15 protein-coding genes are annotated in these 16,265 nt (G+C 66.5%); 9 read left to right on the forward strand and 6 right to left on the reverse strand.

All coding sequences use genetic code 11. From position 1 onward, the window contains the following. Position 1 precedes the first annotated feature (1 nt). From ACQY8B_RS05875 to ACQY8B_RS05890, 4 genes are all read right to left on the reverse strand, one after another. The gene (locus tag ACQY8B_RS05875) at positions 2–373 is read right to left on the reverse strand and encodes a VOC family protein (RefSeq protein WP_422085819.1); all 372 of its coding nucleotides are present in this window, start codon (positions 371–373) and stop codon (positions 2–4) included. A gap of 152 nt (positions 374–525) precedes the next feature. Continuing rightward, the gene (locus tag ACQY8B_RS05880; RefSeq protein ID WP_422085820.1) at positions 526–2,343 is read right to left on the reverse strand and encodes a PhoH family protein; all 1,818 of its coding nucleotides are present in this window, start codon (positions 2,341–2,343) and stop codon (positions 526–528) included. A gap of 209 nt (positions 2,344–2,552) precedes the next feature. Then, entirely contained in the window at positions 2,553–3,029 is a 477-nt protein-coding gene (locus tag ACQY8B_RS05885) for a peroxiredoxin (protein WP_422085821.1), read from the reverse strand. A gap of 146 nt (positions 3,030–3,175) precedes the next feature. After that, entirely contained in the window at positions 3,176–3,559 is a 384-nt protein-coding gene (locus ACQY8B_RS05890; RefSeq protein WP_422085822.1) for an Mth938-like domain-containing protein, read from the reverse strand. A gap of 144 nt (positions 3,560–3,703) precedes the next feature. Here ACQY8B_RS05890 and ACQY8B_RS05895 point away from each other — a divergent pair, with 144 nt between their 5' ends. Genes ACQY8B_RS05895 through moaD form a run of 7 tightly spaced genes read left to right on the forward strand, consistent with a single transcriptional unit; the run spans position 3,704 to position 10,892 of the window. Further along, on the forward strand, positions 3,704–4,936 hold the full coding sequence (locus tag ACQY8B_RS05895) for a pyridoxal phosphate-dependent aminotransferase (RefSeq protein ID WP_422085823.1): 1,233 nt from the start codon (positions 3,704–3,706) through the stop codon (positions 4,934–4,936). After that, positions 4,933–5,961, forward strand: a complete 1,029-nt coding sequence (locus ACQY8B_RS05900) for a DUF1176 domain-containing protein (protein WP_422085824.1) — start codon at positions 4,933–4,935, stop codon at positions 5,959–5,961. Before ACQY8B_RS05895 ends, ACQY8B_RS05900 begins: the two co-directional genes overlap by 4 nt. Before the next feature lie 23 nt (positions 5,962–5,984). Beyond that, a complete protein-coding gene (locus ACQY8B_RS05905) occupies positions 5,985–7,307 on the forward strand; it encodes a homoserine dehydrogenase (RefSeq protein WP_422085825.1) in 1,323 nt (440 codons plus the stop codon). Between the two features lie 38 nt (positions 7,308–7,345). After that, on the forward strand, positions 7,346–8,761 hold the full coding sequence (gene thrC / locus ACQY8B_RS05910; RefSeq protein ID WP_422085826.1) for a threonine synthase: 1,416 nt from the start codon (positions 7,346–7,348) through the stop codon (positions 8,759–8,761). A gap of 46 nt (positions 8,762–8,807) precedes the next feature. Then, positions 8,808–9,353 (forward strand): molybdopterin-guanine dinucleotide biosynthesis protein B, encoded by a 546-nt coding sequence (mobB, locus tag ACQY8B_RS05915; protein WP_422085827.1) that lies wholly within the window; start codon positions 8,808–8,810, stop codon positions 9,351–9,353. Next, positions 9,346–10,632, forward strand: a complete 1,287-nt coding sequence (locus tag ACQY8B_RS05920; protein WP_422085828.1) for a molybdopterin-binding protein — start codon at positions 9,346–9,348, stop codon at positions 10,630–10,632. Before mobB ends, ACQY8B_RS05920 begins: the two co-directional genes overlap by 8 nt. An 8-nt stretch (positions 10,633–10,640) precedes the next feature. Beyond that, positions 10,641–10,892 carry a molybdopterin converting factor subunit 1 gene (gene moaD, locus ACQY8B_RS05925; protein WP_081270455.1) on the forward strand — a complete coding sequence of 84 codons (252 nt, stop codon included), beginning with the start codon at positions 10,641–10,643 and terminating at the stop codon, positions 10,890–10,892. Here moaD and dapA read toward each other — a convergent pair. Continuing rightward, on the reverse strand, positions 10,879–11,772 hold the full coding sequence (gene dapA / locus ACQY8B_RS05930; RefSeq protein WP_422085829.1) for a 4-hydroxy-tetrahydrodipicolinate synthase: 894 nt from the start codon (positions 11,770–11,772) through the stop codon (positions 10,879–10,881). The two genes, moaD and dapA, sit on opposite strands and share 14 nt — an antisense overlap. Positions 11,773–12,032: 260 nt before the next feature. Between dapA and ACQY8B_RS05935 the strand changes: the two genes are divergently transcribed. Then, positions 12,033–12,509: a molybdenum cofactor biosynthesis protein MoaE gene (locus ACQY8B_RS05935; protein WP_422085830.1), complete on the forward strand. Its 477-nt coding sequence runs from the start codon at positions 12,033–12,035 to the stop codon at positions 12,507–12,509. Here the strand turns inward: ACQY8B_RS05935 and ACQY8B_RS05940 are convergent. Continuing rightward, positions 12,506–13,501: a Bug family tripartite tricarboxylate transporter substrate binding protein gene (locus tag ACQY8B_RS05940; protein ID WP_422085831.1), complete on the reverse strand. Its 996-nt coding sequence runs from the start codon at positions 13,499–13,501 to the stop codon at positions 12,506–12,508. The two genes, ACQY8B_RS05935 and ACQY8B_RS05940, sit on opposite strands and share 4 nt — an antisense overlap. 136 nt (positions 13,502–13,637) lie before the next feature. Between ACQY8B_RS05940 and clpB the strand changes: the two genes are divergently transcribed. After that, the gene (clpB, locus tag ACQY8B_RS05945) at positions 13,638–16,259 is read left to right on the forward strand and encodes an ATP-dependent chaperone ClpB (RefSeq protein WP_422085832.1); all 2,622 of its coding nucleotides are present in this window, start codon (positions 13,638–13,640) and stop codon (positions 16,257–16,259) included. The last annotated feature ends 6 nt before the right edge of the window (positions 16,260–16,265 follow it).

Genomic DNA, 16,265 nt, shown 5'->3' on the forward strand with positions numbered 1-16,265 from the left:
TTCAGTCCAGCGCGTGCAGACCGACTTCGTTGCCTTCGGTGTCGCGCAGGTAGGCGATGAAGCCCATGCCCGGCGGCAGCGCGGCCTTGGGCCCCACGATCTGTCCGCCGGCCGCCTCGACGCGCGCCAGCACGGCGTCGATGCTGGGCGCGCAATCGAGGTAGATGCGGATCCCGGTGCCGGCACGTGCGCTGCCGTTCGCGCCGGCTTGCAGGGCGCCGCCCGTGGCGGGCTTGTCGTGGGGGAATACGGCCAGCGTGTCGTCGCCGAAGGTCTCGCGGCGCAGCTTGCGGCCCAGGACGGTTTCATAGAACGTCTGGGCGCGGTCCATGTCGGCGACCGGGATCTCGAACCAGCTGATGGCGTTTTGCATTTGGAGGGCTCTCTTTCGTGTGTTGGGAGGGAGCCTCGATGGTGCTGGCGGGCTACTGACAGCGTCTTGTCAGTAGCCTGTCGGCAGGGCGAAAAAAAGCCCGCGATGCTCGGGGGAGCATGCGCGGGCCCTGTGCGGGACGAAGCGAAGGCTTAGAGCACGTCGCTCGCGAAATCGGCCAGCCGCGAGCGTTCGCCGCGCGCCAGCGTGATATGCCCGCCGTGCGGCCAGCCCTTGAACTTGTCGACCGCGAAGGTCAGGCCGGAGGAGCCTTCCGTGAGGTACGGCGTGTCGATCTGCGCAAGGTTGCCCATGCAGATGATCTTGGTGCCGGGGCCGGCGCGCGTGATCAGCGTCTTCATCTGCTTGGGCGTCAGGTTCTGCGCCTCGTCGATGATCACGTATTTGTTCAGGAAGGTGCGCCCGCGCATGAAGTTCATGCTCTTGACCTTGATGCGGCTGCGGATCAGCTCGTTGGTGGCCGCGCGGCCCCATTCGCCGGCACCGCCGCCGTCGCCCTTGGCCAGGAACTCGAGGTTGTCGTCGAGCGCGCCCATCCAGGGGCCCATCTTTTCTTCCTCGGTGCCGGGCAGGAAGCCGATGTCTTCGCCCACGCTCACGGTGGCGCGGGTCATGATGATCTCGGTGTAGCGGCGGTCGTCGAGTACCTGAGTGAGGCCGGAGGCCAGCGCCATCAGGGTCTTGCCGGTGCCGGCGGTGCCGGTCAGCGTGACGAAGTCGATCTCCGGGTCCATCAGCAGGTTCATCGCGAAGTTCTGCTCGCGGTTGCGCGTGTTCACGCCCCACACGGCGTTCTTGCCCGAGCTGTAGTCCTTGAGCGTCTTGAGCACCGCGGTCTTGTCGCGGATTTCGGTGACGCGCGCATACATGCTCGGCTCGCCGGGCGCCTCGAAGAAGACGAACTGGTTGATGTACAGGTTGGGCACCAGCGGACCGCTGATCCGGTAGAAGGTGTTGCTGCCGCTCTGCCAGCTTTCGACCGTCTTGCTCTGCCGGGTCCAGAAGTCGGGCGGCAGGGCCAGCGAGCCGGCGTAGAGCAGGTCGCCGTCTTCCAGCGTCTTGTCGTTCTGGTAGTCGTCGGCGGCCAGGCCGAGCGCGCGCGCCTTGACGCGCATGTTGATGTCCTTCGACACCAGCACGACCTCTTGCTTAGGCTTGCCGGGCTTGTCGGTGGCGTACTCGTCGCGCAGCGCCTGCACCACGCCGAGGATCTGGTTGTCCGCCTTGCCCTGGGGCAGGCTGACGGGCAGCGAGTAGTCGAGCGGGGCGGTCTGGAAGAACAGGCGGCCGCCGGCTTCGCGGTGGCCGGTGGTGTCGAGCTTCAGGCCCTTGTCGATGTCGGCATCCTGCGCGCCAGCCAGCGCGTCGAGCGTGCGACTGGTCTGCCGGCCGTTGCGGGCGACTTCGGTGGTGCCTTTCTTGTGGCCGTCGAGTTCTTCCAGCACGATCATCGGCAGGAAGATGTCGTGCTCCTCGAAGCGGAACAGGCACATCGGGTCGTGCAGCAGCACATTGGTGTCGAGCACGAAGAGCTTGGCGGGGCCGGTGGACTTGCTGCGCTTGGGGCGGGCGGGGGCCTGCGGCGCCGGGGCGACGGGTGTCGGGGCGGCAGCCAAAGCGGTCGGCACCTTCGTCTCGACCTGTATGAGGGCTTGCGGCTGGGGGGCGCTCACGGGTGCCGGCGAGGTTGCGGGAGAGACGGCGGGTGCGGCGGGCGAGGCTTTCGCCTTGGTCCGGCGCGCCGGGCGCGTGGCGGCGGATGCGCCACCGGCACCGTCGGTGCCGATGCTGTCGAACAGCTCCAGCGGTTGAGGCGTGCGTGCGGGTGCCTCATCGGCGCGCTGGTCGGTGGCGCGGCGCGAGCCCCTGTGCGAGGACCGGGCGGGCGCGTCGAGTGCGTCCGGCGAGAGCAATGCGGCGCGTTTCGTTGGGGCGGGGGGCAATGGCATGTGTCAGATCGCTCGCAGGAAGTGGGAACCAGAAAACGAAAAAGCCGCCTGAAGACCAAGGCGGCTTTGTTCGGGGGATGCGGTCGTGGAGCTCAACGGCATGAGGCCATTATGCACACTGCAAATGACGCGCCGGGGGCTCTTTTGCGCGTGGCGTTGGGCATTTCCCACGCCACGCCGCGAAAGCGCGCTTGCGGCGCCTGCGGTGATCAGGCCGCCTTCTTGAGCGCCTTGACCGCCTTGAGCACGTCGTCGACGTGCCCCGGAACCTTGAGCCCGCGCCATTCGGCCTTCAGGATGCCGTCGGCGCCAATGAGGAAGGTGCTGCGCTCGATGCCCTTGACCTTCTTGCCGTACATGATCTTGTTCTTGACCACGCCGAACATGTGGCACATTTTTTCTTCGGTGTCGGCGATGAGTTCGAAGGGGAGTTCGAGCTTGGCCTTGAATTCGTCGTGCGACTTCATGTTGTCGCGGGACACGCCGAAGACCGTGGCGCCGGCTTTTTCGAAGTCTTTGTAGCGGTCGCGAAACTGCATTGCTTCGGTCGTGCAACCCGGAGTGTTATCTTTCGGGTAAAAATACATGACCAGCACGTGGCCGAGATGCGAGGTATTCGAGACCTTGAGGCCGCCCGTGGCGCTGGCGTCGAATTCAGGAATGGGTTTGTTGACAACGATCGCCATGAAACTTGTTTTCTCCGTTAGATTCCGTTCTTCGAGCCCTCTCAGCCTTTTTCGGGGCTTGCTCGACGAATGGAGGATTGGTCGTTGCTAACTTTGGGGTAGCTGGCCTGTTCGCAACCTAGTATTTTACCCCGAAAACACCTCTATCAGCCACCCGCCGGGCTCTCGACCAGCAGGGCGGCGATTACGTGGCGGCCTTCCCCGGCCAGGATGTTGTAGGTCCGGCAGGCGGCGGCGGTGTCCATGGTCTCGACGCCGGTGCGCTGCGCCATGAGGGGCTTCAGCCAGGCCGGCTGGGGAAAGCGGATGCGGTTTCCGCTGCCGAAAATGATCAATTCCGCGCCCAGCGAGGTCAGTTGCGCGAAATGTTCCGGCCCGAGCTGGTCGAAGCTGGCGCAGTTCCATTCGAAGCGCTCGCCGCGCGAGCCGACGACCACGCTGCCTTCGACTTTTTCGTTGTTGATTGCAACCCAGCCGGGGCCGTGCGCGGTGAGGGACTGGGCGTCTGATTTGTCGGGCTGGAGCTTCATCTGGACACTGGGAACTGTGGTCAAATTATAGGTTTTCCCTGGTGCCAGAGGGCTTGAAAGGGCTTTCGCAAGCGAACCTCGCCGGCCTGTATCTCCGAGTAACAAATCCGTCTCAACCCGTTAATCCGCGCCCGGGAGGGCCCTTTGAAGCAGCTCAAGAAATCGGCCAAGCTGGCCAACGTCCTCTACGACATCCGCGGTCCCATCATGGATGCCGCCAAGCAGATGGAAGAGGACGGCCAGAAGATCATCAAGCTCAACATCGGCAATCTGGCCGTGTTCGGCTTCGACGCACCCGAGGAAATCCAGCAGGACATGATCCGCAACCTGCCGACCTCGGCGGGCTATTCGGACAGCAAGGGTGTCTTCGCCGCGCGCAAGGCCGTGATGCACGAGACGCAGAAGCAGGGCGTCGTGGGCGTCACGCTCGACGACATCTACCTCGGCAACGGCGCCAGCGAGCTGATCGCCATGTCCACGAACGCGCTGCTCAACGATGGCGACGAGCTGCTCCTGCCGGCCCCCGACTATCCGCTTTGGACCGCCTCCACGAGCCTCTCCGGCGGCACCCCGGTGCACTACCTGTGCGACGAGGCCAATGGCTGGATGCCGAACCTCGACGACATCCGCGCCAAGATCACGCCCCGCACCAAGGGCATCGTGGTCATCAATCCGAACAACCCGACCGGCGCGCTGTATTCCGACGACCTGCTCAAGAGCATCGTGGCCATCGCGCGCGAGCACGACCTCGTGATCTTCGCCGACGAGGTCTACGACAAGGTGCTCTACGACGGCGTCAAGCACACCGCCATCGCGAGCCTGTCGACCGACGTGCTCACGCTGACCTTCAATTCGCTCTCCAAGAGCTACCGCTCGTGCGGCTACCGTGCCGGCTGGCTCGCGGTGTCGGGCAACAAGCGCGCCGCGCAGGACTACATCGAGGGCCTGAACATGCTCTCGAACATGCGCCTGTGCGCCAACGTGCCCGGCCAGTGGGCCATCCAGACGGCGCTTGGCGGCTACCAGAGCATCAACGACCTCGTGTGCGAAGGCGGGCGCCTGCGACGCCAGCGCGACCTGGCTTATGAACTGATCACCGCCATTCCCGGCGTGAGCTGCGTCAAGCCGAGCGCCGCGCTCTACATGTTCCCCAAGCTCGACCCCGAGGTCTACCCGATCGAGGACGACCGCCAGTTCTTCCTGGAGTTGCTGAAGGAAACCCGCGTGATGCTGGTGCAGGGCACCGGCTTCAACTGGGCCACGCCTGACCATTTCCGCATCGTGTTCCTGCCCCACGAGGACGACCTGCGCGAAGCCATCAACCGCATCGCCAAGTTCCTGGAGCAGTACCGCCTGCGCCGCAAGACCAACTCATGAACGTCGCCTGCGTTGCCGCGGCGCTGTCGTTCGCGGCACTGTCCGCCACGGCTGCCGCGCCCGTCGAGAAGCCGCCGGTTTCCTTTTCGCACAACGACTGGGAACTGGCCTGCGACAACACGCGCACCTGCCGCGCCGCCGGCTACCAGCAGGACGGCGAGCCGGTATCGATGCGCATCACCCGAAAGGCCGGCCCCGGCACCACGGTCGACATCGCACTGCAGACCGGCGGCGAGGAAGAGGCCAAGGGCCCGTTGCGCCTGAAGGTCGGCAAGGCCACCGTATCCGGCCTCGAAGGCAGTTCTCCCAGCCTCGACGCCAGCCAGGTTCGCGCCGTGCTGCCCGAACTCCTCAAGAGCGACGACGCCACGCTCACGGCCAATGGCGGCAAGAAGTGGGTGCTCTCGCTCTCCGGCCTCAACGCCGTGTTGTTGAAGATGGACGAAGCCCAGGGTCGCGTCGACACGCCGGGCGCCCTGGTGCGCCGCGGAAGCAAGCCTGAAACCGCCGTGCCGGCGGCGTTGCCGATGCCTGTCGTCAATGCGCTCAAGCCCGTCAAGGCGCGCCCCGGCGACGACGCCCTGGCGGCGCGCATCTTCCCTTCTCTCAAGTTGAGCGAAGCCGATGGCCCGTGCAACAGCATGGGCGCGGTGCAGGCCAAATCGTTTCAGGTTCATCGCCTGACCGACAGCAAGATCCTGCTGTCGCTGGAGTGCAGCGTGGGTGCCTACAACTCCACCAGCCAGCTCTGGATTGCCAACGACAAGCCGCCCTATGCGCCATCGGCCCTCGAGGCCAACGGCGATTTCAACGACAAGGACGCCAGCGTCTCCTCGGTCATGAGGGTCCGCGGCATCGGCGACTGCGTGTCGACCGAAACCTGGCATTTCGACGGCAAGGGCTTCGTGCGAACCGGTGCCACCGTCGACAGCCTGTGCCGCGACTTCCCGGGCGGCGCCTGGAACCTGCCGCGCTACGTCAGCCGCGTCGTGACCGCGCCCGCCGCCACTCCATCCAAACCATGAACGCCATGAACGCGACTCTCCCAATGAAATCCATCCAAGTAGGCCTGCTCGGCGCAGGAACGGTCGGCAGCGGCACCTTCAAGGTGCTCCAGCGCAACCAGGAAGAAATCAAGCGCCGCGCCGGCCGAGGCATCGAGATCACCATGGTGGCCGACCTCGACACCGCCCGCGCCCGCGAAGTGGCCGGCGAAGGCGTGAAGGTGGTCAGCGATGCGCGCGAAATCATCGCCAACCCCGACATCGACATCGTCATCGAGCTGATCGGCGGCTACGGCATTGCGAAGCAACTGGTGCTCGAGGCCATCGCGGCCGGCAAGCACGTGGTCACGGCCAACAAGGCGCTGCTCGCGGTGCACGGCACCGAAATCTTCGCTGCCGCGCACGCCAAGGGCGTGATGGTGGCCTTCGAGGCTGCGGTGGCCGGTGGCATCCCGATCATCAAGGCGCTGCGCGAAGGCCTCACGGCCAACAGCATCCAGTGGCTGGCCGGCATCATCAACGGCACCACCAACTTCATCCTGTCCGAGATGCGCGACAAGGGCCTGGACTTCGCGACCGTGCTCAAGGAAGCGCAGCGCCTGGGCTACGCCGAAGCCGATCCGACCTTCGACATCGAAGGCGTGGACGCCGGCCACAAGGTCACGCTGATGAGCGCCATCGCCTTCGGCATTCCGGTGCAGTTCGACAAGGCCCACATCGAGGGCATCACCAAGCTCGCCGCGCAGGACATCAAATACGCCGAGCAGCTCGGCTACCGCATCAAGCTGCTGGGCGTGACCAAGCGCACCGCCAAGGGCATCGAGTTGCGCGTGCATCCGTCGCTGGTGCCGTCGAAGCGCCTGCTGGCCAATGTCGAAGGCGCGATGAACGCGGTGGTGGTGCATGGCGACGCCGTCGGCACCACGCTGTACTACGGCAAGGGCGCGGGCAGCGAGCCCACGGCCAGCGCCGTGATCGCCGACCTGGTCGACATCACCCGCCTGCACACGGCGGACGCCGCGCACCGCGTGCCGCACCTGGCCTTCCACCCCGATGCCATGAGCGACCTGAAGGTGCTGCCGATGACCGAGGTCGTCACCAGCTACTACCTGCGCCTGCGCGTGGCCGACCAGGCCGGCGTGCTCGCCAAGGTGACCGGCCTGCTCGCCACCGCCGGCATCAGCATCGACGCCGTGCTGCAGCGCGAAGCCGACGAAGTGGGCGGCGAGGGCTCGACGCAGACCGACCTCATCATCCTCACGCACGATGCGCGCGAGGGCACCGTCAACGACGTGCTGGCCGAGCTTCAGGCGCTGCCCACCGTGCTGCAGCCCATCGTGCGCATCCGCAAGGAAGAGCTGTCCTGAGCGACGGCGCGCCTACGCCAAACAACCGAGCATCCAAAGTGAACTACCTGAGCACCCGCGGCCACCCCGACCGCAAGCGCTTCTGCGAAATCCTCCTCGAAGGCCTCGCGCCCGATGGCGGCCTCTACCTGCCCGAGCAATACCCGCAGGTCGACACAGCCACGCTCGCCAAGTGGCGCGCGCTGCCGTACGCCGAGCTGGCCTTCGAGATCCTGTCGCTCTACATCGACGACATTCCGCCTGCCGACCTGAAGGCGCTCTGCGCGAAGACCTACACCGCCGAAGTGTTCGGCACCGACGAGATCGTGCCGCTGCGCGAACTGGAAGACGGCGTGTACCTCGAAGCCCTGTCCAACGGCCCCACGCTGGCCTTCAAGGACATGGCGATGCAGCTGCTGGGCAACCTGTTCGAGTACGAACTGGGCCGCCGCGACTCCGAGCTCAATATCCTGGGCGCCACCAGCGGCGACACCGGCAGCGCGGCCGAGTACGCCATGCGCGGCAAGAAGGGCGTGCGCGTCTTCATGACCTCGCCGGACGGCCGCATGAGCCCGTTCCAGCAGGCGCAGATGTTCAGCCTGCAGGACGAGAACATCCACAACATCGCCATCACCGGCGTGTTCGACGACTGCCAGGACATCGTCAAGGCGGTGTCGAACGACCTGGGCTTCAAGCGCAAGTACCGCATCGGCACGGTCAACTCGATCAACTGGGCGCGGCTGCTGGCGCAGGTCGTGTACTACTTCGCGGGCTACTTCCAGGCCACCGCGAGCAACGACAAGCCGGTGAGCTTCACCGTGCCCTCGGGCAACTTCGGCAACGTCTGCGCGGGCCACGTGGCACGCATGATGGGCCTGCCGATCCAGACGCTGGTGGTCGCCACCAACGAAAACGACGTGCTCGACGAGTTCTTCCGCACCGGCGTGTACCGCGTACGCGGCGCAGCCGACACGCACGAGACCTCCAGCCCGTCGATGGACATCAGCAAGGCCAGCAACTTCGAGCGCTTCGTGTTCGACCTGGTGGGGCGCGACGCCGCCCGGCTGCGCAAGCTGTTCGTCGAAGACCTGGGCGTGCAGGGCAGCTTCGACCTGAGCGGCGACCCGGCGTTCCAGCAGGCCGCCGGGCGCTTCGGCTTCAAGAGCAGCCGCAGCACGCACGCCGACCGGCTGGCCGTCATCCGCGACACCGACAAGCGCTTTGCCACGCTGGTCGACCCGCACACGGCCGACGGCCTGAAGGCCGCGCGCGAGCACCTCGCGCCTGGCGTGCCGATGGTGGTGCTCGAAACCGCATTGCCGATCAAGTTCGCGGCCACGCTGGTCGAAGCGCTGGGCGAAGAGCCCGCGCGCCCGAAGAAGTTCGAGGGCATCGAGTCGCTGCCCAAGCGCGTCGTCAAGCTGCCGGCCGACGCGGAAGCCGTGAAGGCCTACATCGCGCAGAACTGTGACTGAGCACGGCCGGGCCCGCGCATGAAGGTCGTCGCATGAAGGTGGTCGCATGAAGGTGGTCGGTCTGGCCGGCTATTCGGGCGCGGGCAAGACCACGCTGCTGGAGCGCCTGATTCCGGCGCTCAAGCGGCACGGGCTGCGCGTGTCGGTGGTCAAGCATGCGCATCACAAGTTCGACATCGACCATCCGGGCAAGGACACCTGGCGCCACCGCCAGGCCGGCGCCTTCGAGGTGGTGGTGGCGTCCGACCAGCGGCTGGCGGTGATGCGCGAGTTCGAGGTGCCTGTCGAGCTCAGCGTGCACCAGTTGCTGGCCGAAGTGCATGCCGCGGCCGACTGGGTGCTGGTCGAGGGCTTCCGGCACAGCGACGTGCTAAAGATCGAGATCTGGCGCCAGCCCGCGGAAGGCGAGCAGGCGCGCCCGGTGCTCTACACCGATGACCCCTTTGTCACCGCCATTGCCACGGACGCGCCGGGCAATCTGCCGTCGCCCACCGGGCGCCCGCTGTTCGACCTCAACGACGCCGAGGCCATTGCGAAGTGGTTGATCGACAGCGGCGACCGCTTCGAATACAACCCGGAACACCATGGCTGATTCACCCGTTCCCTTCTCCGCCTCTTCGTCGCGTCCGCCGCTGATGCCGCTGGACGAGGCAATCGCCGTCCTGCTCGCGAAGGCTCAACCGGCGCTGCCGACAGAGAGCGTCGTCACCTTCGACGCCGACGGCCGCGTGCTGGCGCAGGACCTCGTCTCCGGCCTCACGGTACCGCCGCGCGACAACAGCGCAATGGACGGCTATGCCGTGCGCGTGGCCGACTGCGCCGCGCCGGGCGCCGAACTGAAGGTAGCGCAGCGCATTCCCGCGGGCACCGTCGGCACGCCGCTCGCGGCCGGCACGGCGGCGCGCATCTTCACGGGCGCGCAGATCCCCGAAGGCGCCGACGCGGTCGTGATGCAAGAGGACACGGCCGCCACGCCGCAGGAGGGCGGCCTGGGCTCGGTGCGCATCGCCATCGTGCCGGCCGCCGGCCAGTGGATTCGCCGCGCAGGGGAAGACGTGGCCTCCGGCGACGTCGTGCTCAAGAAGGGCGAGCGCCTGACGCCCGCCGCGCTCGGCCTGGCGGCCAGCATCGGCTTCCACAAGCTGCAGGTGGCCCGCAAGCCGCGCGTGGCGATGCTGTCCACCGGCGACGAGTTGGTGATGCCCGGCGAAGTCGCACCCGACGCGATGAAGCCCGGCGCCATCTACAACTCCAACCGCTTCTTCATGCGTGCGCTGCTGCATCGCCTGGGCTGCGAGGTGAACGACCTGGGCATCGTGCCCGACAACCGCGAAGCCACCATCGCGGCGCTGCGCGAAGCGGCCGAGTCCAGCGACCTGATCATCACGACCGGCGGCGTGTCCGTCGGCGAGGAAGACCATATTCGCGCGGCGCTGCAGTCGCTTGGCGAACTGCAGCTGTGGTCGCTGTCGATGAAGCCCGGCAAGCCTTTCGCCTATGGCTCCATCGCGCGCGGCAACGGGCAGGGCGCCTGCCATGTGACCGGACTGCCGGGCAACCCGGTATCGAGCTTCCTGACCTTCCTGATGCTGGTGCGGCCCTTCCTGCTGACGCTGCAAGGCGCCACGCGTGTTGCGCCGGAGCCGGTGAAGATGCGCGCCGATTTCGACTGGCCGCGGGCCGACAAGCGACGCGAGTTCCTGCGCGCGCGTCGCAACGCGGCGGGCGGACTCGAGCTGTTCGGCAACCAGAGTTCGGGCGTGCTCACCTCGATGGTCTGGGGTGACGGCGTGGTCGACAACCCGGCGGGGCAGACGATCAAGTCCGGCGACACCGTCGACTTCATTCCCTTCGCTTCGCTGCTGGGCTGAATCCGGTCATGAAAGTCCAGGTCCGTTATTTCGCCTCGGTGCGCGAGGCGCTTTCCAGCAGCGGCGAAGCCGTCGACACGAAGGCCGAAACGCTCGCCGCCCTGCGCGACGAACTCATTGCAAGGGGCGGTGCCTACGCCACCGCGCTGGCCAGGGGCAGGGCGGTGCGCATGGCGCTCGACCAGGCGATGAGCGATGAAGCCGCAGCCCTGCACGAAGGCTGCGAGGTCGCTTTCTTTCCGCCGGTCACGGGCGGTTGAGCGAGGCGTCGAGCGCCACGAGGCGCTCGCGCAGGCTGTCGGACGCACGGGTCATCGGCGAGCGCAATTCGTTGTGCATTTCGCCCGCGTGGGCCAGCAGCGCCTTCACCGGGCCGGGGTTCGGTTCGGCAAAGAGCATTTCCACCAGCGGCTGCAGCGCCTGCCACTCGGTGCGCGCCTCGGCCAGCCGGTTTTGCGCCATCAGCCGCACCAGTTGCACGAAGCGGCGCGTCTGCACGTTGCCGCTGGCCGCGATGGCACCCGCGCCGCCTTCGGCCATGGTGCTGAAGATCTGGTGGTCTTCGCCCGTGAGCACCTGCAGCCGGCCGTCGGCGATCACGGCGCGCGTCTTGGCCGTGTCGCCGCCGCAGTCCTTGATGCCGCGGATGCGCGGGTGCCCGGCCAGCGCCAACAGCGTGTCGCGGGCGATGGTGACGCCGGTGCGGTAGGGAATGTCGTAGACCAGCACCGGTATCGTGCTGGCGTCGGCGATGGCGCGGAACCATTCGAGCAGGCCGGCCTGCGAGGGACGCACGTAGTGCGGCGCGGACACCAGCAGGCCTGCCAGCGGACGCTCCGAGAGCTTGCGCGCCCATGCCTTGGCCTTGCCGAGGTGGTAGCCGGAAATGCCCATCACGACCGGCAGGCCGCCTGCGGCTTCCAGCACGGTGTCCAGCACGGCCAGTTGCTCGGCCTCGTCGAGCGCGGCCGCCTCGCCGGTGGAGCCGCAGGGCACGAAGCCTGTCACGCCGTCGTTTGCGAGCCGGCGGACCAGCGCGGCAAGCGCGGCGTGGTCCACGGCGCCATCGCGAAACGGGGTGACGAGGGCCACCCAGAAGCCGGAAAAATCTGGGGTGGCGGGGTTGTGTTGTTGAGGCACGCGGGCTTCCTTTCAGGAATCGACCGATGGAAAGAACCATCGTCCGATGCGCGCGCAACCCAGGAGGGGCCAAAGCCTTGGCAGGTTCCGTCGCTCATCCGACGACGGAACCTCGGCTCCGGTCAGACGAGCTTTGGTTTTTTGGCTTTGTTGCTGCCCTGGTGCGCACGGCGGTCTTCGGGGTGCGAAGGCACCGGGAAGAGCGTGGGCGTGGCAAGGCAGGGCATCGGCACAGTCTATCGCGATGCCACAATTCGGACATGAGCGTTGCCCGTGTTTCGATCCAGACGAACGATTTCGACATCTCGCAGGAGGTCGCCGCGTTGCGTGCCGGCGACAAACGCGTGGGTGCCGTCTGCAGCTTCGTCGGCACCGTGCGCGACCGCAATGACGGCAGCAGCGTTTCGTCGATGGAGCTGGAGCACTACCCCGGCATGACCGAGAAAGCCATCGAGGCCATGATCGACGAGGCGCACAGGCGCTTCGACATCCTCGGTGCGCGCGTGATCCACCGCGTAGGCCTGCTGCAGCCGCCGGACCAGATCATGATGGTGGCGGTGGTGTCGGCGCACCGTGGCCAGAGCTTCGAGGCCTGCGAGTTCCTGATGGACTACCTCAAGACCCAGGCGCCCTTCTGGAAGAAAGAGCAGACGCCCGAAGGCGCCCGCTGGGTCGATGCGCGCGTGGCCGACGACGCGGCGCTGGCGCGCTGGGGCATCAGCGCCCCGAATGCTTAAAGAGGCTTGAAGCCGCTGGACTGGATGATCCGTTCCCAGGTCTGCGTGTACGTGCGAACGCGGCCCGCGAATTGGCCCTGCGGCTCGTAGCCGACCGTCAGGCCCATCGTGGTGAGCTTCTGCTTCACATCGGGCATGGCCAGCACCTTCTGCAGCGCGTCGCCGTACTTGTCGATGATCGGCTGCGGGGTGCCCACCGGCGCGAAGATGCCGTAGTAGGGCAGGTCGTCCAGGTTCGCGAAGCCCAGTTCGGTGAAGGTCGGCACGTTCGGGATCACGGCCTGGCGCTTGGCGCCGATGGACGCCACGATGCGCACCTTGCCCGCCTTGTGGTTCTCGATGAAGTCCGGCACGGAAGCGATGCCCGCGGTGATCTGGTTGCCCAGCATGTCGGCCGTCATGGGCGCGCTGCCGCGGTAGGGGGCGGGCTGCACGTCGATCTTGTACTTGTCCGAGATCATCTTCACCAGGAACTCGGGGATCGAGGCCGGCGCGGGGATGCCGATGGTTTCCTTGCCGCCCTTTTGCGTGCGGACCCACTTCACGTATTCGTCCATGGACTTGGCCGGCGTGCCGCCCGAGACGGCCAGCACGTTGGCGAAGGTGGCGAAGCCGGCCACGGGCACGAAGTCGGTGGCCGGGTTGAAGCCGGGGTTCTTCACGACCTGCGGCAGGATCGATATGGTGTGGTCATGCGACAGGAACAGCGTGTGGCCGTCGGGCGGCGAAGACTTCAGCACCGTGGCCGCGATCTGCCCGCCAGCGCCGGCGCGGTTCTCGACCACCACGGGCACGCCCAGCACGTCCTTGAGTTTTTCGCCCAGCGTGCGTGCAATGGCGTCGGTGCCGGCCCCTGCCGGGAAGCCCACGAGCAGGCGGATGGGAGTGCCGCTTTGCGCCTGCGCAAGGCCGCACAGGCCCAGGGCGGCTAGAAAGAGGCCGGCGCCGATCGCCCGGCGGACCGGCTGAACGCGCTGCATTGAAAAAACCATGATCGACTCCATTCGAGAGAGAGAAAAAAGAGAAATACCTACGGACAGGAACACGGATCTCGTGCAATACCCGTGCCCAGGGCGCCAGCCTTGAATCGTGCCCGAACGGCCCTATTTTGGATGCAGGAATACCACCATGCGACAAGACAAACTCACCACCAAATTTCAGGAAGCACTGGGCGACGCACAGTCGCTCGCGCTGGGCAACGACAACGCCTACATCGAGCCGGCTCACTTGCTGGCCGCGATGCTGCGGCAGGACGATGGTCCCCGCGCCCTGCTGGAGCGTGCCGGCGTCAACGTGCCCGGCCTGCTGAACGGGGCCGAGGCCGCCATCAAGAAACTGCCGCAGGTGCAGGGCCACGACATCGTGCAGGTCGGCCCCGAGCTCGGCAAGCTGCTGCAGGCCACCGAGAAGGAAGCCATCAAGCGCAATGACCAGTTCATTGCCGGCGAACTCTTCCTGCTGGCCCTGGCCGACAGCAAGGCCGACATCGGCAAGACCGCCCGCGAAAACGGCCTGAGCCGCAAGTCGCTCGAAGCGGCCATCGACGCCGTGCGCGGCGGCCAGGGCGTGAACAGCGCCGACGCCGAAGGCCAGCGCGAAGCCCTCAAGAAATACTGCATGGACCTGACCGAGCGCGCCCGCCTGGGCAAGCTCGACCCGGTCATCGGCCGCGACGAGGAAATCCGCCGCGCCATCCAGGTGCTGCAACGCCGCACCAAGAACAACCCCGTGCTCATCGGCGAACCCGGCGTGGGCAAGACCGCCATCGTCGAAGGCCTCGCGCAGCGCATCGTTGCAGGCGAGGTGCCCGATTCGCTCAAGGGCAAGCGGGTGCTGTCGCTCGACATGGCCGCGCTGCTGGCCGGCGCCAAGTTTCGCGGTGAATTCGAAGAGCGCCTGAAGACCGTGCTCAACGAACTCGCAAAGGACGAAGGCCAGACCATCGTCTTCATCGACGAGCTGCACACCATGGTCGGTGCCGGCAAGGCCGAAGGCGCGATGGATGCGGGCAACATGCTCAAGCCGGCGCTCGCGCGCGGCGAGCTGCACTGCGTGGGTGCCACCACGCTCGACGAATACCGCAAGTACATCGAGAAGGACGCCGCGCTGGAGCGCCGCTTCCAGAAGATCATCGTGGGCGAACCGAGCGTGGAGGCCACCATCGCCATCCTGCGCGGACTGCAGGAGAAGTACGAAGTGCACCATGGCGTGCAGATCACCGACCCGGCCATCGTGGCCGCGGCCGAACTGAGCGACCGCTACATCACCGACCGCTTCCTGCCCGACAAGGCCATCGACCTGATCGACGAAGCCGCGGCCAAGATCAAGATCGAGATGGACTCCAAGCCCGAGGTCATGGACCGGCTCGACCGCCGCCTCATTCAGCTGCAGATCGAGCGCGAAGCCGTGCGCCGCGAAAAGGACGAGGCCTCGCAGAAGCGCCTCGGCCTGATCGAGGACGAGATCGTCAAGCTGCAGAAGGAAATTGCCGACTACGACGAGATCTGGCAGGCCGAGAAGGCGCAAGCCCAGGGCAGCGCGCAAGTGCGTGAAGACGTCGACAAGATCAAGTTCCAGATCGAGGAATGGAAGCGCAAGGGCGACTTCAACAAGGTCGCCGAGCTTCAGTACGGCCAACTGCCCGCGCTCGAAAAGCGCCTGAAGGAAGCCGAGGCCAGCGAAGCGAGCAAGGGCAAGTCCAGCGCCCCCACGCTGCTGCGCACCCAGGTCGGCGCGGAAGAAATCGCCGAGGTCGTGGCGCGTGCCACCGGCATCCCGGTCGCCAAGCTGATGCAGGGCGAGCGCGACAAGCTGCTGGTGATGGAAGACAAGCTGCACGAGCGCGTGGTCGGCCAGGACGAGGCCATCGGTGCGGTCGCCAACGCGATCCGCCGTTCGCGCTCGGGCCTGTCCGATCCGAACCGTCCCACGGGCTCGTTCCTGTTCCTCGGCCCCACGGGCGTGGGCAAGACCGAGCTGTGCAAGGCGCTCGCGGGCTTCCTGTTCGACAGCGAAGACCACCTGATCCGCATCGACATGAGCGAGTTCATGGAGAAGCATTCGGTTGCCCGCCTGATCGGCGCGCCGCCGGGCTACGTGGGCTACGAGGAGGGCGGCTACCTCACGGAAGCCGTGCGCCGCAAGCCCTACAGCGTGGTGCTGCTCGACGAGGTCGAGAAGGCCCACCCCGACGTGTTCAACGTGCTGCTGCAGGTGCTCGACGATGGCCGCCTGACCGACGGCCAGGGCCGCACCGTGGACTTCAAGAACACCGTGATCGTGATGACGAGCAACATCGGCTCGCCGATCATCCAGGCCATGGTGGGCAAGCCTTCCGAGGAGATCAAGGAAGCGGTGTGGGACGAGCTGAAGAACTACTTCCGCCCCGAGTTCCTGAACCGCATCGACGAGACCGTGGTGTTCCACGCGCTCGACGCGAAGAACATCGAATCGATCGCGGCGATCCAGCTCAAGGTGCTGCAGGCGCGGCTCGCGAAGATGGACCTGGGCCTGGAGGTGTCGCCGGCGGCGCTGGCGGAGATCGCCAAGGTCGGCTTCGACCCGGTGTTCGGCGCACGTCCGCTGAAGCGCGCCATCCAGCAGCGCATCGAGAACCCGCTGTCGAAGCTGCTGCTGGACGGCAGCTTCGGGCCGAAAGACACCATCGAGGTCACGACCGACCCGATCCGGTCGCCCGGCCAGTTCTCGTTCGCTAAGGCCGGGGAACCAACCGCGGCTGCTTCGGCCTAAAGTTGG

It is taken from the genome of Variovorax sp. (genome assembly GCF_965279555.1).
Lineage (GTDB): Bacteria > Pseudomonadota > Gammaproteobacteria > Burkholderiales > Burkholderiaceae_C > Variovorax.